Genomic DNA, 18,653 nt, shown 5'->3' on the forward strand with positions numbered 1-18,653 from the left:
CTCTTAGTCGAGGATAACAGGCGGCGCATCCGAGGGCGGGGCGGCATCGGCGGCGCGGATATAGAGGGGCGCGGGGCGCGTGTGATCGGTCTGCGTGGCCAGTTTGCGCGCCGCGATACGGGCGATGCGCTCGGGCACCTGTGCCATCTCGCAGGGCAGGGCCTGCGCAATGCCCAGAAGGCTGGCGATCCGTTCGGCCTGCGCGCCGATCACCCGCTGGGCGCCCAGAACGGTCAGCGCGGTGTCGGGCGCTTCGGGGTCGAAATGCACAGGTTTGGCGGCGGGCGCCCCCTGATCGAAGAGCTGCAGATAGACCTGATCGCGCGGGGCCGCCACGGAGACGATCTCGCGGCCCGCAGACTGGCCCTCGCGCAGGATCTCGAAATTCGACACGCCGATTGCGGGGATCTTGCGGGCCAGCGCCAGACCGCGCGCGGCCGAGACCGAAATCCGGATGCCGGTAAAATTGCCCGGCCCGATCCCGACGCCGATCGCATCAAGGTCGGCCCAGCTAACGCCCTGATCCGACATCATTTCTTGCATGATCGGCATCAGGCGCTCGGCCTGACCTCGCGACATTTCCTCGGTGCGCGCGGCCAGAAGCGTGTCGCCGCGCAGCAAAGCGGCCGCGCAATGCGCGGCCGAGGTGTCGAAAGACAGTATCAGAGGCTCAGCCTGCAACGGGGCGGACCTCGGTCACTTCGGGGATGTAATGGCGCAGCAGGTTCTCGATGCCCATTTTCAGGGTCAGCGTCGAGGAGGGGCAGCCCGCGCAGGCGCCCTGCATATGCAGATAGACCACGCCACGCTCGAAACCGTGGAAGGTGATGTCGCCGCCATCCTGAGCCACGGCGGGACGCACGCGGGTATCGAGAAGATCCTTGATCTGCGCCACGATCGCGCCGTCCTCGGCGTCGCCCGTATGCTCGGCATGGCCGCCAGAGCCAGAACCTTCACCGTCCATCACTGGCGCGCCGGACTGGAAATGCTCCATGATCACGCCGAGGATTGCAGGTTTCGCATGATCCCAATCGGTCGCATCGTCTTTGGTCACGGTCACGAAATCGGACCCGAAGAACACGCCCGTCACGCCGGGCACGGCGAAGATGGCCTTTGCCAACGGTGATTTGGCAGCCGCGTCCGCGGTCGGGAAGTCGGCAGTGCCCATCTCCAGAACGGTCTGGCCGGGCAGGAATTTCAGCGTCGCCGGGTTCGGCGTGGTCTCGGTCTGAATGAACATGATGGGCTCCTTCGGCTTTGGGCACCTGATATGCGCTTCAGGGGCCCCGATGTCAATGTTTAGAAAAGTTCTAAACTATTCCCGATCAGGTGATCTGTTCGAGCTTTTCCTTCGACATATCGCCCGGCACGATGGTCAGCGGGAAGGGCAGGGTTCCGGCGATCTTGGTCATCTGCGTCACCAGCGGACCGGGGCCGCCCTTGCCCGAACCCGCGCCCAGAACCAGAACGCCGATCTCGGGGTCATCCTCGACCAGTTTGAAGATTTCCTTAGCCGGTTCCCCTTCGCGGATCACCAGCTCGGGGTTCACCCCCTGACGGTCGCGCATCCATTTTGCGAAGACCTCGAAATGTGCCTCGATCCGCTCGCGGGCTTCCTCGCGCATCAGCTCGGCCACCCCCATCCAGTGCTGGTATTCCTCTGGCGGGATCACCGAGATGATGGTCACGCCGCCACCCGTGTGGCTGGCGCGCATTGCCGCAAAACGCATCGCGTTCAGGCATTCGCGGGTATCATCGAGCACGACAAGGAATTTGCGCATGAAAGCTCCGGGAAAACGGGGCCAAGCGCGGCTTGGCCGTGAAAGGAGTGCCCATAGGAGGGGCGGGTGCATGATTGCCCGCCGCTCCGATCTTTGCAACCGCCTGTGAAATCAGAGCGGGCAGCTCGTCGCCCAGTCCATATACAGCTCGCGCGCCTTGCGGGTTAGCGGGCCGTATTCATAGCTCACATCGTCGAAGGCCTTGACATATTGCACCTTCGAGAAGTTGCCGGTCAGGAAGACCTCATCGGCTTTACGGAAGTCTTCCAGCGTCAGAACCGTCTCGTTGACGGTATAGCCCGCCTCGCGCAGGTTCTTCATATGGCGCTTGCGGGTCAGGCCCGCGAGGAAGGTGCCGTTGGCGACTGGGGTGAAATACTCGCCATCCCTGACCATCCACACATTGGCCGAAGCGGTCTCGGCCACATTGCCGAGCGCATCCTGCACCAGCGCATTGCCGAAGCCCTTGCGCTGCGCCTCGACCAGCATCCGCGCGTTATTGGGATAGAGGCAGCCCGCTTTGGCATTGCAGACGTTGTCGGCCAGCACGGGGCGGCGGAACTGGGTGGTGGTCAGCGTGGTGGCCGCATCCTCGGCGGGCATCGGCACTTCCTCGAGGCTGATCGCGAAGCCGGTGGAGTTCGGCGCGGGCGAGATCCCCAGTTCGGAGCCGTTCACCGCCCAATACATCGGACGGATATAGACGGCGGTATCGGTGCCATAGGGTTTGAGCCCCTCGCGCACGATCTCGACCATCTCGGCGGCGTCCATCGTCGGGGTGATCATCAGCGCCTCTGCCGAGCGGTTCAGGCGGGCGCAATGGGCGTCCAGATCGGGGACGAGCCCGCCAAAGAGGCGCGCGCCGTCAAAGACATTGGACCCTTGCCAGAGCCCGTGATCTGCCGCGCGCATGACCATCGCATCGCCATCGTGCCAAGCCCCGTCAAACCATGTGCGGATATTCTTACCGAATGCCATCTTCTTCTCTCCAAATTCTGGCGCCAAGCAATCATCTTGCGCCGCAAAGGTCCAGAGAGGCGGAACGTAAAAACGCTTGTGCAGGGCCGCCATGCGCTCAGGGAGCGGAGCGCATGGCGGTTATATGATCAGAAGTTGTCGACGCGGGCCGCCGAGGAGACCGTCGTGTTGAACAGGCTGAACAGCGTCTGGGCCTTCACGATCGGGCTTTCGGTGGCCAGAACCACATCCTGCGGCTGCAGATAGAAGTTCTGTGCCGAGAAGAGGCCATCCGTTGTGGTCAGGTTGATCGAGAAGATCACCCGCTGGTTCGACGGACCGTTGGGGCCCACGGCACTGGCCGGATAGTCGCGCAGGATCAGCACGCCTTTCGGGTCGGCGCGGCTGTCATTGACGCCGCCTGCAAGGGTGATCGCCTCGAGCGCGGAAACCTTGTCACGCGGGAAGGGCACGATGGCTTCCTTGCCGGTGGCGCCCATCGAGAGGAAATAGCGCGGATCTTCGGTCACCAGCAGTTTGTCGCCTCGGCGCATGCCGGTGTCGAGCGTGGGATCGTCGATCAGGCGCTTCATCGAGATTTCATAGACCGAGTTGCCGCGCAGCAGACGCACCTGCGGGTTGGCGAAGGATGACGACACCCCGCCGCCCTCAGTGATGGCCGACAACACGCTCATCGGACGTTGCGACAGATCGATGGATTTGGGTGCGGCCACACCGCTGACCAGATCGGCGGTGTTGCGTGCACCGGGCTGGCGCGAGAGCTGGACCTGTGCGGCGGGAAGGAGCGAGCTGAGCGCGTCCTGCACCCGCTCGCGGGCGGTCTCGACCGTGAGGCCCGCCACATGGATCGGCCCCGCATAGGGGACAAAGAGCGTCCCGTCATCGTTGATCTGCGTGGCCTGCAGCGCCACCGAGGGGGCGCCTTCGGTTGTCAGCAGCTTGTTGTCACCGTTTTCCCAGACCGCCAGACCGACGCTGTCACCGGCGCTCAACGTGCCGGGCTGGGAGCTTGCGCCGCCCCGCAGCCATGCGCGCGGCGGCAGGGCATGGGCACCGGCAGGCCAGCTATGGATCTGGGCGAGATGGGCACGGTCAATCTCGTAATGGGCGAATTGAGCGTTTTCCTTGCCTTCGTTCTTGAGGATCTCAGAGCGCATGGCCGCACCGCGCGGGAGCGTGCAGGCGCCTAGGGCGACGAGGGCCGCAATCAGAAATACTGCGCGACGGTTTTTCAAACTCATTCACTTCCCCCGTTTCGCATCCTTGAAACGGATGCTAAGTCTTTGGCAGGCTTCAATCGCATAGGCGCGTTCGGCGCTATTCATGGCCTGTCCGAGAGAGATTTACAAGTTGGCAGATAATTTTTCGACCCAGCCCGCCCTCGCGCAACCTGCCGCTCTGGCGCAGCGTCCCGTCAGGGTGCTGGCTGTTGGCGCGACCGGACGGCTGGGGCGGCTCCTTGTGCCGGCATGGCGCTCTTCGGCCTTCGGCCTGACCTCGGGGCTCGAACTTGCGCTGCAGGCACGCAGCGAGGGGAAGGGGGCCGATATTCTCTTTGATCCACTGGCAGATAGCGTCGATTTCCGCCGCGCGGCCGAGGCTGCGGATGTGGTGCTGTGTCTGGCGGGTGTGACGCCGGGACAGGACGTGGAAATGGGGCTCAATGTGACGCTCGCGCAGGCTGCCTGCGAGGCGGGAAAGGCCACGGAACGGCCGGTCATTCTGGCCTCTTCGGCGGCGGTCTATGGGCGGGGCTCCGCCGATCTGCCGCTTGCCGAGGATGGGCCGCTCGCGCCCCTGTCCGATTACGGCCGTGCCAAGGTCGCAATGGAGGAAATGGCACGCGGATATGCGCGGACCTGCTGTCTGCGCATCGGGAATGTGGCGGGGGCGGATGCGCTTCTGGGGGCCGAGGCTCCCGCGGCGGGGCGCGTGCTCGATATGTTCGGGGGCATGGCGGATAAGCCGCACGGGCCGCTGCGGAGCTATATCGGGCCGGTGACGCTGGCGCAGGCGCTTGCGCGGCTCGCGCGATTCCTGGCGGCGGGCGCGCGCGTGCCCGAAATCCTCAACATGGCCGAACCCGATCTGGTGTCGATGGACGCGCTGCTGCGTGCGGCGGGCGAGCCGTTCACCCCGCGTCCGGCACCGGCCGAGGCCATCGAACGGGTCGAGCTGGATGTCAGTCGGGCGGTGGCGCTGGGGCTTGTGCCCGAGCGCCCCGTCGAGGCCACGCGACTGGTGGCCGAACTTCGTCAATTGCGTGGAGATCTTCGATGACATTCGGCAAACGCCTCTTTGATCTGGTGCTTGCGCTTTTGCTCGCACCGATCCTGCTGACGCTGATCGCGATCGTGCTGGTTACCTTGGCCTTTACCGAAGGGCGGCCCTATTTCTACGTTGCCGAGCGGATGAAAAGCCCGACCGAGAGCTTCCGGCTCTGGAAATTCCGCACGATGAGCCTCGTGGAGAGCGATAGCGGGGTCTCGGGGGGCAACAAGGCGGCACGGATCACCCGAATCGGACGGATCCTGCGCAAGACCCGTGGCGACGAGCTGCCCCAGCTATGGAATATCTTCAAAGGTGATCTGAGCTTCGTCGGTCCGCGCGCACCGCTGCGCGAATATGTCGAGCGGTTTCCCGCCATCTATGGCGAGGTGCTCAAATCCCGCCCCGGCGCGACGGGTTTGGCCTCGCTCTACTACCATCGCCATGAAGAATGGCTGCTTTCCCAATGTGATACGCCAGAGGAGACCGATCGTGTCTATTGCGAGACCTGCATTCCGGCCAAAGCAAAGCTGGATCTTATGTATCAAAAACATCGCTCCGTCTGCTTCGATGCCCGAATTGTCTATGATACGATCAAAAAAGTTCTCGACTGACAGAGTGCGAGGCTTATCCTGCACATGCAGCACCGACTGACGAACTCTATTTGACCCCGAGAGGCCTATGCCTTCTTTGACACGGCGCCTCGTGGCGCTGAACCAGAAAACGAAATTCTGCATTCTGGCGGTGGTCGACCTGATGATGGTCCCGCTGACCTTCTGGCTGGCGCTTATCCTGCGCTTCGGGCTGGAGGAGGCGGTCAATACATTCCGCTTCACGCTGGTCTATCTGCCCTTCCTGCTGATGGTCAGTGTCGGTCTCGGTTCTGTGCTGGGGATGTTCAACCGCAAGCTGAAGGATTTCGATGGCGAGGCCGTGCTGCGGTCACTGGCGATTTCCGTAGCGCTCGGGATCTCTTCCTATCTCCTGTCGACCATCTCGCATGTGAATGCTGGGCTGCGGCTGCATATCCTCTTTGCCATCGTGCATTTCGTGGCGACGGTGGGGATGCGGCAATTCCTCTATTTCCTCTTGGTGCAGATCTACCGGCAGTCGAATGTCGTCAGCCGGATCGCGATCTATGGCGCGGGGCGCACCGGCATGGCGCTGGCGCATGAGCTACGCAACCGGCCCGGCATGATGATCTATGCGTTCCTTGATGATAACGGCACGCTGGACGGGATGAACCTCAACGGTGTTCCGATCTTCTCCGGGGTGCATGCCGACAAGGTTATCGAGCGTCACAAGATCAACCGTGTGATCCTCGCGATGCCGTCGGTCTCGGTGCAGAAACAGACCTTCATCTCCAAGCGTCTGGCGCGTCTGGGGATCGATGTCGAGACTCTGCCGGCCTTCGCGCGGCTGACCGGCGAGACCAATCTGCTGACCAAGCTGATGCCGGCCGGCACGGCAGCGCTTCTGCCGCGCGAGAATCTCGAGAAGAAAATCAGCAACAGTCACACCGCCTATCGCGGACGTGTGGTGATGATCTCGGGGGCGGGGGGCTCGATCGGGATCGAGCTATGCCGCCAGGTGATGACCAGCCGTCCGAGCAAACTGGTGCTGTTCGAGCTGTCCGAATATGCGCTCTATCAGGCCGAGGCCGAGATGCGGGTCCTGGGCGAGGCGATCGGCTGCGAGATCGTGCCGGTGCTGGGCTCGGTCTGCGATTCCGTGCATGTGCGCGAGACGCTGGCCCAGCATCGTGTCGAGGTGGTGCTGCATGCCGCCGCCTACAAGCACGTCCCCCTCGTCGAGAGCAATGCGCGTGTCGGGATCTCCAATAACGCGCTCGGCACCGCCGTTCTGGCACGCGCCGCCCGCGATTGCGGAGTGCGCCGTTTCGTGCTGGTCTCCACCGACAAGGCCGTGCGCCCGAGCAATCTGATGGGCGCTTCCAAACGGTTCGCCGAACTCACCGTGCAGGATCTTGCGGGCCGCTCGCAGGGCACGATCTATTCCATTGTGCGCTTCGGCAATGTGATGGGATCCTCGGGCTCGGTCATTCCGCTGTTCAAGGAGCAGATCGCGCGGGGCGGACCGGTAACGGTGACCGATCCGCGCATGACGCGCTATTTCATGACCATCCCCGAAGCGGCGCGGCTCGTGCTGGCCGCTGGAGCCTTTGCCGAGGGCGGTGAGGTCTATGTGCTGGATATGGGCCGCCCGATGAAGATCGTCGATCTGGCCGCCAAGCTGATCGATGCGGCGGGCTTCACCGTGCGCAGTGAGGAAAATCCCGAAGGTGATATCGAGATCGCCTTCACGGGTCTGCGTCCGGGCGAGAAGCTGCATGAGGAGCTGATGGTGCGCAAGGGCGCGCAGACCACGGATCACCCTAAGATCATCCGCGTGCGCGAGGATATGCTCTCCGAAATCGAGATGGCCGCCGCGCTGCGCGATCTGCGCGAGGCGGTCGATCTGGGCGATACGGCGGGTATTCTGGGCGTGATCCTGAAATCCGTGCCCGAATATGTGCCGCGCAGCCTGCCCGAGGGATCCCTACAGCTGCGCCTTGCCCGTGAATTGCGCGAAATCCGCAAAGACGACGCGAGTGGCACCCCCGCAGAATAGGGCAGTTCAGTCCGTGAAGGGGTCCTGCGGGTAGCCCACGCCACACAGGTAGAGCCCCTGAGGCGGGCAGACGGGGCCACAGGCCGCCCGGTCGCAGGCCTCGAGCGCGTCTTTCACCTGATCGGGCGCCCATGCGCCGCTGCCGACCTTTTCCAGCGTCCCCACAATCGAGCGCACCTGATTATGCAGGAAGCTGCGGGCGCGCAGGAAGAAGCGGAATTCCTGCCCATGCGGTATGGGGCGTTCCTCGATGGTGATCTCGTCGATCGTCTTTACCGGCGATTTTGCCTGACAGATCGAACTGCGGAAGGTGGTGAAATCATGCAGGCCCACCAGATGGGCGGCCCCCTCGCGCATGGCGTGGAGATCGAGCGGGTTGCGCACCCGCCAGACCTGACCGGCCTCATGCGTCATCGGTGCGCGCCGCACCACGAGCCGAAAGAGATATTGCCGCTCTACGGCACTAAAACGGGCGTGGAAATCGTCGGCCACCTTTGCGGCTTTCAGGATGGCCACGGGGGCGGGCTTCAGATGGAAGTTCAGCGCCTCGGAGAGCCGGAACGCATCCCAGTCCTTTTCAAGATCGAAGGTCGCAACCTGCGCGGTGGCATGCACGCCGGCATCGGTGCGGCCTGCCGCCGCAATCGTGTGCTCGCGTGGTTCCAGTCGTGCCAGTGCCGCCTCGATGGCGCCTTGCACCGAGGGCTGGTCGGCCTGTCTTTGCCAGCCCGCGAAGGGCTTGCCGTCATATTCGATCTTGAGAGCATATCTGGGCATAAGGCTTCCCTAGCGAGGGCTGTTCGCCCTTGCAAGTATCTCGCTATGGTAAATGACATATAGAAACCCTGCGTCCCATGCTAACCTTACCGTGATTGCGGGGTGGATCGGGCGCGCTGAATGCCTATCTTAGTGCCGCGACCAGAAGGGGAGGAAAGAGACATGAAACTCAGCCGCATTCCATCCATCAACGAGGCCCTGCCGGGGCGCGAGATGCCGATGCCCGTCACCCAACCGCATTTCGTCACCGGACGCGATCTCGAGGCTCCCGTGCCCGCGGGAATGCAGCGCGCCATGTTCGGCATGGGATGTTTCTGGGGCGTCGAGCGGCTCTTCTGGCAGCTGGACGGGGTCTGGCTCACCATGGTGGGCTATGCGGGCGGTCATACGCCCAATCCGACCTACGAGGAGGTCTGTTCCGGCCTGACCGGCCATAACGAGGTGGTTGGCCTGATCTATGACCCCAAAACGATCTCTTACGAGGCGCTTTTGCGGGTATTCTGGGAAGGCCATGACCCGACGCAGGGCATGCGGCAGGGCAATGACCGCGGCACACAATACCGCTCGGGCGTCTATACCTTCAGCCCCGAACAGGCCAGAGCCGCCGAGGAAAGCCGCACCGTCTATGCGGCCAAGCTGGCGCAGGCCGGCCACGGGGCGATCACCACCGAGATCTATCCCGCACCGCCCTTCTACTATGCCGAAGACTACCACCAGCAATATCTGGCCAAGAACCCGCGTGGCTATTGCGGCATTGGCGGCACTGGGGTCTCTTGTCCCATCGGACTTGCGGTCTGATAAGGGGGGGCGCTATGGCGCCCTTCTTCTTCTGCTGACAGGCTTGTTCGGCCGGTGGGGTGCTTGACGATAGGGCCAAAGCCCGCCAAAGCAGGGAGAAGCCCGAAAGGAGATCTCCATGCCCACCTATACCGCTTTCACCACGCTTTCCGACCGCGATCTTGCCGATGCGCTTGAAGAGCGCGTGGGCGAGATCGAGCCCGCCCCCTATGGCACGGGCGTCTTCGAGATCGAGGACGGGTCGGGGCGTTACGAGATCGGCGCCTATTTCACCGAGAAGCCCAACGAGATCGCGCTGGCTCTCCTGGCCGCCGTGCATGGCGCGCAGGATTTTGTAGTGTCCGAACTGCCCGATCAGGACTGGGTCGCGCATGTGCGCCGCGAGTTGGCGCCGGTCGCTGCGGGCCGGTTCTTTGTTTACGGCAGCCACGATGCCGACAAGGTGCCCGAGGGGGCCATCGCGCTGAAGATCGATGCGGCGATGGCCTTCGGCACCGGCCATCATGGCACAACGCTGGGCTGCCTTCTGGCGCTGGATGCGCTGGAGAAAGACGGCTTCCACGCGAAAAACACGGTCGATATCGGCTGTGGCACTGCCGTGCTGGGGATGGCCGCGGCCAAGATCTGGCCGGAAACCGTTTTGGCCTCGGACATCGATCCGATCGCGGTCGAGACGGCCCGGGCCAATGTCGAGGGCAATGATCTTGCGGGGCGCGTAATCTGTCTCGAGGCTGCGGGCTTTGGCAATCCGGCCCTGGCCGAGGCCGCGCCGTTCGACCTGATCTTTGCCAATATCCTCAAGGGCCCGCTGCTGGCGCTTGCCCCCGATATGGGTCGCAACTGCGCCGAATCAGGCTACGCAATTCTAAGCGGAATCCTTCATGAGCAGGCTGATGACGTCGTGTCAGCTTACGAAGCGGAAGGGTTCAGTCTCCGCCAGCGAAACGAACATGGCGACTGGACGACATTGGTTCTTCAAAGGAGCTAATCGCCAAGATTTTGAATGGGTTTTTGCTAAAAATGCTCGAAATAATTTAACAATCCCTTCATAAGTGCCGTAGCGGCAATGACTGCTGCGGCACTGTGGAGGATGTTATGGGCACGCATATTTCGAAAGAATTCGCCGAGCGTATCGACCGTATCGCGCGAACCCACAAGGCCGGTGGCGGTTTCGAGGCTGTGGGGGCTCTGGGGCGTCTGGATCAGGTCAAGCCGCAGTCGTCGTGCCGGATCAGCCTGCCGCTGAAAGCGCTCGTCTTCCTGTTCCTTGGCTTTTTCCTCTTTAAGGGTGCGATGATCGCGCAGATGGGCGAGCAGAGTTATCTGCTGCGTCTGACGACCCTCAAGGCGGATGGTGGTTTCGATGCTGCGGTCGCTCTCGTCATGGCGCCGGATACGCTCAGCCACATCGCGGCGCGTTTTATCTCGCAACTGCTGGGATAAGGCTCAGCCCGCATCGGGCCAGATGTCAGACAGAAATAGAAAAAGCCGTGCACTCTCAGAGTTGCACGGCTTGTCTTTTAGCTTCGTAAGCGCGGGTGAGGAGAGTTAACGTCCTTACATCCATAGCTTAGCGGATTTTTGCGATATCGAAGCGGCTCAGGCCGATGTCGTTGAGTTCACGATCGGTCAGTTTGGACAGGGCGATGCGGGTCATGCGGCGGTCGTTCCAGTTCGCGATCATGTCGATCACCTGTTGGAAGAAGCCAGCGCGGACGGTGCGCATTTCGATACGGTTTGCAGTTTGCAGCGACATGGGGTCACCTTTTCAGTTCGTGCTAATAGTTGATCTCTTCTCTTATGAAGCTGCACATAATGTGAGCGGTTTATAAAAACAAATGGCGCTTGGGCAGTCCCGCCATGCAGTTTTTGCATGGCATATTTTGTAGCGTTTCATGCCTTCTTTTTAGACGTTTATGCCGTTCGCGGCGGTGTCCCCTTCCTGATGTTCCTGTTTCGTGCTAGCAGTCGTAAAAGAACGGTAAAGGGGCAGGCTATGCGGGTGATCGGAATCGATCCGGGATTGCGGAATCTCGGCTGGGGCGTGATCGAGATGGAGGGATCGCGCATGCGTCATCTTGCCAACGGGACGCTGCATTCGGCAGGTGATTCTCTGGCGAGGCGGCTGATGGAGTTGCATGCGGGCCTGACGCAGGTGTTCGAGATCCATAGCCCCGAAGCGGCCGCAGTCGAGCAGACCTTTGTCAACAAGGATGCGGTGGCCACGCTGAAGCTCGGGCAGGCGCGGGGGATCGCGCTGCTGGTGCCGGCGCAGGCAGGGCTCGAAGTGGGTGAATATGCCCCCAATGCGGTGAAAAAGACCGTGGTGGGCGTGGGTCATGCCGATAAGGTGCAGGTCCAGCATATGGTCAAGCACCAGCTGCCTGGCGTCAGTTTCGACAGCCCCGATGCGGCGGATGCGCTGGCGATTGCGATCTGTCATGCCTTGCATCTGCAATCGGCGCGCCGCATGAATGCCGCGCAACTGTCGCGCGCGGCTTCGGGCAGCGGGCGGATCAAAAGGAGCGCATCATGATCGGACGTCTGGCCGGAACCATCATCCATCGCGGGCTCGATCAGGTGATGATCGATGTGCGTGGCGTAGGCTATGTGGTGCATGTGAGCGCGCTGACTTCGCAGAGCCTGCCGCGGGTGGGCGAGCCCTGCGCTCTCTATACCGACCTGCTGGTGCGCGAGGATCTGTTGCAGCTCTTCGGTTTTGCGAGCCTTCTGGAGAAAGAGTGGTATCGCCTGCTCATTTCCGTTCAAGGGATCGGGTCGAAAGCGGCGCTGGCGATTTTGGGAACACTCGGGCCGGAGGTTCTGGGGCGTTCGATTGCCTTGGGCGACTGGTCGGCGGTAAAAGCTGCGCCCGGTGTGGGGCCGAAGATCGCCCAGCGAGTGGTGAACGAGCTGCGCGACAAGGCGCCCTCGATCATGGCGATGGGCGGCGATCTGACGGTGGAGGCCGCGCCGGTGATCGAGGCGGATGGCGAGGTCATAGAGATGTCACCGAAGACGCCTCGCCCTGCGCCTGCGGCGACGCCAAAGACCAATTTCACCGCCGAGGCGCTGTCGGCGCTGACCAATCTGGGCTATTCGCCGACCGAGGCCGCGGGGGCGGTGGCGCAGGCCTCCGAGGATCCGGCGGCGGTTGATACCGCCAAGCTGATCCGGCTGGCACTGCGTCTGCTGGCGCCGAAAGATTGAGGGGAGTGCGATGCTTGAGGGCATCGAGCCCTCTTCGCATCGCGGGCGGCACAGCCGCCCATCGACAGACCTCCGAGCTTGCGCGAGAATGAGAGCATGAACGAGCCAGACCCCACCCTTCGCCCCGACCGTCTGCCGGAAGATGCCGACCGCGCCTTGCGGCCGCAGGGGCTTGATGAATTCGTGGGGCAGGCCGAGGCGCGGGCCAATCTGCGCGTGTTCATTGCCTCGGCCCGCATGCGCCAGCAGGCGATGGACCACACGCTGTTCCACGGCCCGCCCGGTCTGGGCAAGACCACGTTGGCGCAGATCATGGCCCGCGAGCTGGGGGTGAATTTCAAGATGACCTCTGGCCCTGTTCTGGCCAAGGCGGGGGATCTGGCGGCGATCCTGACCAATCTCGAGGCGCGCGATGTCCTGTTCATCGACGAAATCCACCGGCTCAATCCTGCGGTCGAGGAGGTGCTTTACCCCGCGATGGAGGATTTCGAGCTCGATCTGGTGATCGGCGAGGGGCCTGCCGCGCGCACCGTGCGGATCGAGTTGCAGCCCTTCACGCTGGTGGGCGCCACCACGCGGCTGGGGCTCCTGACGACGCCGTTGCGTGACCGGTTCGGTATTCCGACGCGGCTGCAGTTCTATACAGAGGACGAGCTTGACCAGATCGTGACGCGGGGCTCGCGGTTGTTGGGGATCCCCTCCGATCCCGAGGGCACCCGCGAGATCGCCAAACGTGCCCGTGGCACGCCGCGGATCGCGGGGCGGCTGTTGCGCCGTGTGGTAGATTTCGCGCTGGTCGAGGGCGATGGCCGCCTGACCCGCGAGATTGCCGATAGCGCGCTGACGCGGCTGGGGGTCGATACGCTCGGTCTCGACGGGGCGGACAGGCGTTACATGATGCTGATGGCCGAGCATTATGGCGGCGGGCCGGTCGGGGTGGAGACACTCTCGGCAGCGCTGTCGGAAAGCCGCGATGCGATCGAGGAGGTGATCGAGCCCTATCTCTTGCAGCAGGGCCTGATCCAGCGGACGCCGCGCGGGCGGATGCTGGGGCAACGTGCCTGGCGCCATATGGGGCTTGCCGAACCGCAGACGACCCCGCCCGCACAAAGCGATATGTTCGAGTGAGGCGCTGATGACCGACCCCTTGGCCCGTTTCCCGATTACCGGCCCCGAGATCGACCGCGTTGTGGCGGCCTTCTACGCCCGTGTGCGCGAGCATCACATGTTGGGGCCGGTCTTTGCTGCCCATGTGACCGACTGGCCGGCCCATGAGGAAAAGGTCGCGGCCTTCTGGCGCGGATCGATCCTGCATGAGGGGGACTATGACGGATCTCCGATGATGGCACATCGGCGGGCGGGCAATGTGCGGCCGGGCATGTTTCCGGTCTGGTTGGGACTGTTTGACGACACATTGCGGCGCGAGTTGGACCCGCTGGCCGCGGCTGGCTGGTCGGCGCTGGCGCACCGGATCGGCACCAGCTTGCGGGCGGGTGTGGTGGAGCGCGAGAAACTGCCGGGCGGTATCCCGAAGCTGCGATGAGAAGCGAGAAACAGAAGATGCTGGCGGGTGATTTATATTGCGCTGCCGATCCCGAATTGCAGGCCGATATGGCGCGGGCGGCAGCGGTGCTGGCCGCGTTCAATGCGCGGCTGGATGCGGGGGCCTGCGCCGAACTTCTCGGGCCGTTGCTGGGCGCTTTTGGTGAGGGCACGCAGATCAAGCCGCCTTTCCGCTGCGATTATGGCCAGCATATCCGTGTGGGAGCCCGTAGCTTTATCAATTTCAACGCCACCATTCTGGATTGCGCTCCGGTCACGATCGGTGACGAGGTGCTGATCGGCCCCAATGTGCAGATCTTTGCGGCCACCCATCCGATCGAGGCCGCGCCCCGTCGCGCCATGCTGGAATCGGGCAAGCCTGTCACCATCCATGACGGGGTCTGGATCGGCGGGGGCGCGATTGTCTGCCCCGGTGTGACGATTGGCGAGAATGCCGTGATTGGGGCAGGGTCCGTGGTGACCCGCGACGTGGCACCGAATACGCTGGTGGCGGGAAATCCCGCCCGTCTGATCCGGAACCTCTGATCCGGAACCTCTGATCCGTCAGCTCTGATCCTTCTCGCGGCCAAAAAGGCCCGTCAGGCTGCGCGAGAGGATATTGGTCACTTTCGGTTTGCGCAACGTCGCGAAGGGCATCGGCCGGCAGACCTCCATCGCGGCAATGCCCACGCGCGCGGTCAATGCGCCATTCACCACCCCCTCGCCAAAGCGGCGCGAGAGTTTGGCGGCCAGATGCCCCCCCGCGACTGTCTCGATCAGGTCATCGCCTGCCGCAACCGCCCCCGTGGCGACCAGATGCGTCATCACCGAGCGCGCCAGCCGGATCGAGCCGAGGCTTCCTGCGCGACCCCCGTAAATCTCGGCGATGCGCCGGATCATGCGGATATTGGCCATCAGCGCGGTGCCCACATCGGCCAGTGCCAGCGGCACGAGCGCGGTGGTGGCTGCGACCATGCGCGAGGCGGCCTCGATCTCGAGGCGCACGGCTTGATCGAGCGGCTCCATCAGCGTTGTTTCGGTGAGGCCGATCAGCGTCTGCACATCCAGCTGCTCGGGGGCCTGCTCGGCCAGCCGCGCGCGCGACCAGTCCATCTCCTTGCGGGCCGCGTAGATGGAGGACACGCGGGCCGAGACCTTCCGTGCGCGGGCAAGATCATCGCTCTGCACGCATTGTGTGACCTCATGGTGCACCGTATCGAGCCGTTTGAGCCGCGAGAAGGCAGCGATCTCGCGCAAGGCCACCATGAGGGCGGCCAGAACGAAGAGCCCCAACAGCCCGCCCCCGATCCATCCGAGGAAGGGGTTCGCGGCAAAGAGGCTTTCGACGAAGCGCCATGCCGCGACCGAGGCCAGAAAGCCGATCAGTGCCACGAATGACCGCCAGAAGAACCGCCCGATCTTCGAGGGAGGGCGGGCGGCAAGTCGTGCCGCAATCTGCATGGCGCGGCCCTCGAGCCGCTCCTGCGTGGCGTCTGGCAGGTCGGCCACGGGGGGCGCATCGGCGGGGTTCTGGGGCGCGTCATCCAGCTCGATCATCACGGGCTTTGTCACAGGCGGTCTCCCAGCAGGAATTCGGCAGCACGGTCGAGGCGGATATGGGGTGGCCCGTCTCCGGGACGCAGGGCGAGAGGCGCGGGGGCGAAATCCATGATGGAGTAATCTCCCGCCAGCCAGTCCTCGCGCCCGCGCCGTGCCGAGGACAGAAGCTGGGCGGGGTCATCGGGCAGCTCGCCCGGATAAAGCGCCACATTGCGCCCGTCGGGCAGGCGACCCCGCACCGCAGGCAGCACCGTTTCGCCCTGCGAAATATCGGCCTCGGTCGTGGCGCGTAGCGCGGCGATGGCCAGCGCCTGCGTTTCGGCACCGGCAAAATCGGCACGGTCGCGGGCCTCGCGCAGGAGGGCCTGCGTGATATTGGCCAAGCGGGCATGCTGGCTGTGATGCAGATGGTCGGCCTTGGTCGCGGCAAAGAGGATGCGCTCCACCCGATGCCCGCCGATCAGGCTCGTAAGCCAGCTCGCCCGCCCGGGGCGGAAGGCGGTCAGGATATCGGCCATGGTCTGGCGCAGATCCTCGAGGGCTGCCGGCCCCGCATGGATGGCGCTGAGCACATCCACCAGAACCACCTGCCGGTCGATACGGGCGAAATGGTCGCGGAAGAAGGGGCGCACGATCTCGCGCTTATAGGCGTCATAGCGGCGCTCCATCTCGCGGGCCAGCGAGCCGCGGGGGCTGGCCGAGGGCGGCAACGGCGCAAAGGTGAGGGCGGGCGATCCGGCCTTCTCGCCGGGCAGCAGGAACCGCCCCGGCGAGCAGTCCGAAAATCCGGCATCCTTGGCGCTATGCAGATAGGCGGTAAAGCCCTGGGCCAGACGGTCGGCCACGGGCTCGTCATGGCGCTGGTCGGGGTCGGTCTGGCGGGCCAGCGCCAGATAGTCCGCCCCGCCCGGACGCGTCGAGAGCCGCGCGAAAGCCTCATCCGCCCATTGCCGGTAGCTTTTCTCCATCAGCCCCAGATCCAGAAGCCATTCTCCAGGATAGTCGACGATATCGAGATGCACGGTGCGCATACCCCGCATCCCCGCCAGAAGCCCGCCCGGCTGGACGCGGAAACTGAGCCGCAGCTGCGAGACCGCCCCCGTGCCTTCGGGCCAATGCGGATCGGGGCCGGTAAGTGCGGCCAGATGGCTCTCATAGGCGAAGCGCGGGACGGTATCATCGGGCTGGGGCTGCAGGAAAGCGGCACGGATGCGCGATTGGCCGGTAAGCGCGGGCATCCGGCCACGGTCGAGGAGATTGGCCACAAGGGATGTGATGAACACCGTCTTGCCCGCGCGCGAGAGCCCCGTCACGCCAAGCCGGATCACCGGCTCGAACAGGCTCTCGCTTACCGAGGATCCCAGACCCTCGATCCGCCGTGTCAGCCCGTCTGCCAGATCCGAAATGCCCAAAACGCGCGCCCCTATACGATTGATCCCGCTTAGATATAGGAGGGGGGCTGGCGGGGTTCAATCGTGGTGGCCCTTGCTTGGCTCTTGTGGCGAGGGCCGATGGGCGTGCCGCAGGCCGCCCATCCGCGCGCGAAGCGGGGCTCGATGCCCCCGAGCGCGCGCCCCTCACGCAGAGCAGGCTCAGTTCGGCGCGCTGCTGGCAGGCGGTGTGGCCATTTCGGGGGCAGGGGCTTCCTCGGCAGGGGCTGCGGGCTGGTCTGGTGCCGGTTTGGCCTCGCCACCGGCTTCGGTCAGGGTGTTGTCCGACCAACTGCCTGCGGCCGTCTGCCCGTCGGCATATTTCATCACGCCCGCCCCCTGCCGCTTTCCTTGCGCGAAATGGCCGGTATAGACATCACCATTGGCATAGGTGGCCACGCCCTCGCCGTCGATCTCGCCCTCGCGCCAGTCGCCCTCATAGGTGAAGCCATCGGTCATCGTGAGGCGGCCCTTGCCCGAGCGCTGGCCATTCTCGAAATTGCCCTCGTAGACCGTGCCATCGGCATAGCTCGCGCGGCCCTGTCCCTGACGCTGACCGCCCTTCCAGGACCCCTCGTAGACATAGCCGTCGGGATAGGTCATCCGGCCCTGACCCTCGTTGCGGGCATTCACGAAATCGCCCTCATAGGTCAGGCCATTGGCATAGGTCGCGCGGCCCTTGCCCTCGATCTGTCCCGCTGACCACTGCCCGTCATAGCTCGACCCGTCGGGATAGGTGATCTTGCCCTGTCCGTCGGGGAGATCGTTGACGAAAGCGCCCACATAGACCGAGCCATCGGGATAGGTGACCTTGCCCTGACCCTCGATCCGGCCCTCGACCCAGTCGCCCTCATAGACATAGCCATCCGTCCCGCGGAACGTGCCCTTGCCCTGACGGCGGTCCATCGCGAAATTGCCCTCGTAGGTATCGCCATTGGCATAGGTCACCTTGCCCTGACCGTTACGGCGCCCGTTCTCCATCGCGCCCTCATAGGTATCGCCATTGGCCTGTGTCAGATGGCCGGTGCCGTTCATCTGGCCCGCCTTCCACAGGCCGGTATAGCTCAGCCCGTCGGCCATGGTCAGCGTGCCCGTGCCGTCGCGCTGACCCGCCTTCATGCCGCCCTCATAGGTCGCACCATCGGGATAGGTGATCTTGCCCTGACCCTCTTTTGCGCCATTGACCCAGTCGCCCTCGTAGCGATAGCCGTTCTCGCCGGTCAGCACGCCCTTGCCGTCATGGCGGGCATTCCTGAACTGGCCTTTATAGGTCGTCCCATTGGCATAGCGGGCGGTGCCTTCGCCGGTGATCTCGCCCGCACTCCACTCGCCCTCATAGGTGCCGCCATCGATAAAGGTGATCTTGCCTGTGCCGTCGGGCTTTCCGGCGGTGAACTGGCCCTCATAGACGGAGCCGTTGGGGAAGCGTGCGCGGCCTTCGCCCTGGATCTGTCCCGCAACCCAGGAGCCCTCGTATTCATAGCCCGAGGGCAGGGTGTATTTGCCGTGCCCGTCCTGTTTGCCATTGCGGAAGGTGCCGGTATAGATGCCGCCATCATCATATTCCTTGGTCGCCACATCGCCTGCATTTTCCTGTGCGGCCACGACACCTGCCGTGCCGAGACCCAGAGCAAGGATGAGGGCGATATTGCGAAGCGGGGCGAAAGTCATGGGGCGC

At 63.8% G+C, this 18,653-nt stretch carries 21 protein-coding genes; 11 read left to right on the top strand and 10 right to left on the bottom strand.

The window, feature by feature from the left end; translation table 11 throughout:
• Positions 1-3 precede the first annotated feature (3 nt).
• The 5 genes from tsaB to WDB91_RS07330 all read right to left on the bottom strand — a co-directional run bounded on the left by tsaB (position 4) and on the right by WDB91_RS07330 (position 4,000).
• The gene (tsaB, locus tag WDB91_RS07310) at positions 4-681 is read right to left on the bottom strand and encodes a tRNA (adenosine(37)-N6)-threonylcarbamoyltransferase complex dimerization subunit type 1 TsaB (RefSeq protein WP_339111922.1); all 678 of its coding nucleotides are present in this window, start codon (positions 679-681) and stop codon (positions 4-6) included.
• Positions 671-1,240 carry a NifU family protein gene (locus WDB91_RS07315; protein ID WP_339111923.1) on the bottom strand — a complete coding sequence of 190 codons (570 nt, stop codon included), beginning with the start codon at positions 1,238-1,240 and terminating at the stop codon, positions 671-673. Before WDB91_RS07315 ends, tsaB begins: the two co-directional genes overlap by 11 nt.
• Before the next feature lie 85 nt (positions 1,241-1,325).
• Complete coding sequence (locus tag WDB91_RS07320) at positions 1,326-1,781, bottom strand: universal stress protein (RefSeq protein ID WP_339111924.1); 456 nt, start codon at positions 1,779-1,781, stop codon at positions 1,326-1,328.
• Between the two features lie 111 nt (positions 1,782-1,892).
• A complete protein-coding gene (locus WDB91_RS07325; RefSeq protein WP_339111925.1) occupies positions 1,893-2,759 on the bottom strand; it encodes a branched-chain amino acid aminotransferase in 867 nt (288 codons plus the stop codon).
• A 128-nt stretch (positions 2,760-2,887) separates the two neighbouring features.
• A complete protein-coding gene (locus tag WDB91_RS07330) occupies positions 2,888-4,000 on the bottom strand; it encodes a polysaccharide biosynthesis/export family protein (protein ID WP_339111926.1) in 1,113 nt (370 codons plus the stop codon).
• A 109-nt stretch (positions 4,001-4,109) separates the two neighbouring features.
• Here WDB91_RS07330 and WDB91_RS07335 point away from each other — a divergent pair, with 109 nt between their 5' ends.
• From WDB91_RS07335 to WDB91_RS07345, 3 genes are all read left to right on the top strand, one after another.
• Positions 4,110-5,039, top strand: coding sequence for an NAD(P)-dependent oxidoreductase (locus WDB91_RS07335; RefSeq protein ID WP_339111927.1), 930 nt, complete (start codon positions 4,110-4,112; stop codon positions 5,037-5,039).
• Positions 5,036-5,641 (top strand): sugar transferase, encoded by a 606-nt coding sequence (locus WDB91_RS07340; RefSeq protein ID WP_339111928.1) that lies wholly within the window; start codon positions 5,036-5,038, stop codon positions 5,639-5,641. Before WDB91_RS07335 ends, WDB91_RS07340 begins: the two co-directional genes overlap by 4 nt.
• Positions 5,642-5,708: 67 nt before the next feature.
• Positions 5,709-7,658: a nucleoside-diphosphate sugar epimerase/dehydratase gene (locus tag WDB91_RS07345; protein ID WP_339111929.1), complete on the top strand. Its 1,950-nt coding sequence runs from the start codon at positions 5,709-5,711 to the stop codon at positions 7,656-7,658.
• A 6-nt stretch (positions 7,659-7,664) separates the two neighbouring features.
• On the opposite strand, the gene truA is transcribed toward WDB91_RS07345, so the two are convergent.
• Positions 7,665-8,435: a tRNA pseudouridine(38-40) synthase TruA gene (truA, locus tag WDB91_RS07350; protein WP_339111930.1), complete on the bottom strand. Its 771-nt coding sequence runs from the start codon at positions 8,433-8,435 to the stop codon at positions 7,665-7,667.
• 162 nt (positions 8,436-8,597) lie between these two features.
• Between truA and msrA the strand changes: the two genes are divergently transcribed.
• The 3 genes from msrA (at position 8,598) to WDB91_RS07365 (ending at position 10,676) form a co-directional block, all read left to right on the top strand.
• Positions 8,598-9,233, top strand: a complete 636-nt coding sequence (gene msrA, locus WDB91_RS07355; protein ID WP_339111931.1) for a peptide-methionine (S)-S-oxide reductase MsrA — start codon at positions 8,598-8,600, stop codon at positions 9,231-9,233.
• 118 nt (positions 9,234-9,351) lie between these two features.
• Entirely contained in the window at positions 9,352-10,221 is an 870-nt protein-coding gene (locus tag WDB91_RS07360; protein ID WP_339111932.1) for a 50S ribosomal protein L11 methyltransferase, read from the top strand.
• Positions 10,222-10,328: 107 nt separating this feature from the next.
• Entirely contained in the window at positions 10,329-10,676 is a 348-nt protein-coding gene (locus WDB91_RS07365; protein ID WP_339111933.1) for a hypothetical protein, read from the top strand.
• A 127-nt stretch (positions 10,677-10,803) separates the two neighbouring features.
• Here the strand turns inward: WDB91_RS07365 and WDB91_RS07370 are convergent, their stop codons facing one another.
• On the bottom strand, positions 10,804-10,959 hold the full coding sequence (locus WDB91_RS07370; protein WP_339114475.1) for a DUF1127 domain-containing protein: 156 nt from the start codon (positions 10,957-10,959) through the stop codon (positions 10,804-10,806).
• 270 nt (positions 10,960-11,229) lie between these two features.
• On the opposite strand from WDB91_RS07370, the gene ruvC reads away from it, so the two are divergent.
• The 5 genes from ruvC to WDB91_RS07395 all read left to right on the top strand — a co-directional run bounded on the left by ruvC (position 11,230) and on the right by WDB91_RS07395 (position 14,531).
• Entirely contained in the window at positions 11,230-11,769 is a 540-nt protein-coding gene (gene ruvC / locus WDB91_RS07375) for a crossover junction endodeoxyribonuclease RuvC (RefSeq protein ID WP_339111934.1), read from the top strand.
• On the top strand, positions 11,766-12,443 hold the full coding sequence (ruvA, locus tag WDB91_RS07380; RefSeq protein WP_339111935.1) for a Holliday junction branch migration protein RuvA: 678 nt from the start codon (positions 11,766-11,768) through the stop codon (positions 12,441-12,443). The genes ruvC and ruvA overlap by 4 nt, the downstream gene beginning before the upstream one ends.
• A 96-nt stretch (positions 12,444-12,539) precedes the next feature.
• A complete protein-coding gene (gene ruvB, locus WDB91_RS07385) occupies positions 12,540-13,571 on the top strand; it encodes a Holliday junction branch migration DNA helicase RuvB (protein ID WP_339111936.1) in 1,032 nt (343 codons plus the stop codon).
• 7 nt (positions 13,572-13,578) lie between these two features.
• Positions 13,579-13,986, top strand: coding sequence for a group III truncated hemoglobin (locus WDB91_RS07390; RefSeq protein ID WP_339111937.1), 408 nt, complete (start codon positions 13,579-13,581; stop codon positions 13,984-13,986).
• Positions 13,983-14,531 (top strand): sugar O-acetyltransferase, encoded by a 549-nt coding sequence (locus WDB91_RS07395; RefSeq protein WP_339111938.1) that lies wholly within the window; start codon positions 13,983-13,985, stop codon positions 14,529-14,531. The genes WDB91_RS07390 and WDB91_RS07395 overlap by 4 nt, the downstream gene beginning before the upstream one ends.
• 18 nt (positions 14,532-14,549) lie before the next feature.
• Here WDB91_RS07395 and WDB91_RS07400 read toward each other — a convergent pair whose 3' ends face one another.
• The 3 genes from WDB91_RS07400 to WDB91_RS07410 form a co-directional block, all read right to left on the bottom strand.
• The gene (locus tag WDB91_RS07400; RefSeq protein WP_339111939.1) at positions 14,550-15,557 is read right to left on the bottom strand and encodes a TIGR01620 family protein; all 1,008 of its coding nucleotides are present in this window, start codon (positions 15,555-15,557) and stop codon (positions 14,550-14,552) included.
• Positions 15,554-16,957, bottom strand: a complete 1,404-nt coding sequence (locus tag WDB91_RS07405; protein WP_339111940.1) for a YcjX family protein — start codon at positions 16,955-16,957, stop codon at positions 15,554-15,556. Before WDB91_RS07405 ends, WDB91_RS07400 begins: the two co-directional genes overlap by 4 nt.
• A gap of 180 nt (positions 16,958-17,137) precedes the next feature.
• Entirely contained in the window at positions 17,138-18,646 is a 1,509-nt protein-coding gene (locus tag WDB91_RS07410) for a 2-isopropylmalate synthase (RefSeq protein ID WP_339111941.1), read from the bottom strand.
• Positions 18,647-18,653 lie beyond the last annotated feature (7 nt).

The sequence above is a fragment of the Thioclava sp. GXIMD2076 genome, assembly GCF_037949795.1.
Classification (GTDB): Bacteria; Pseudomonadota; Alphaproteobacteria; order Rhodobacterales; family Rhodobacteraceae; genus Thioclava; species Thioclava kandeliae.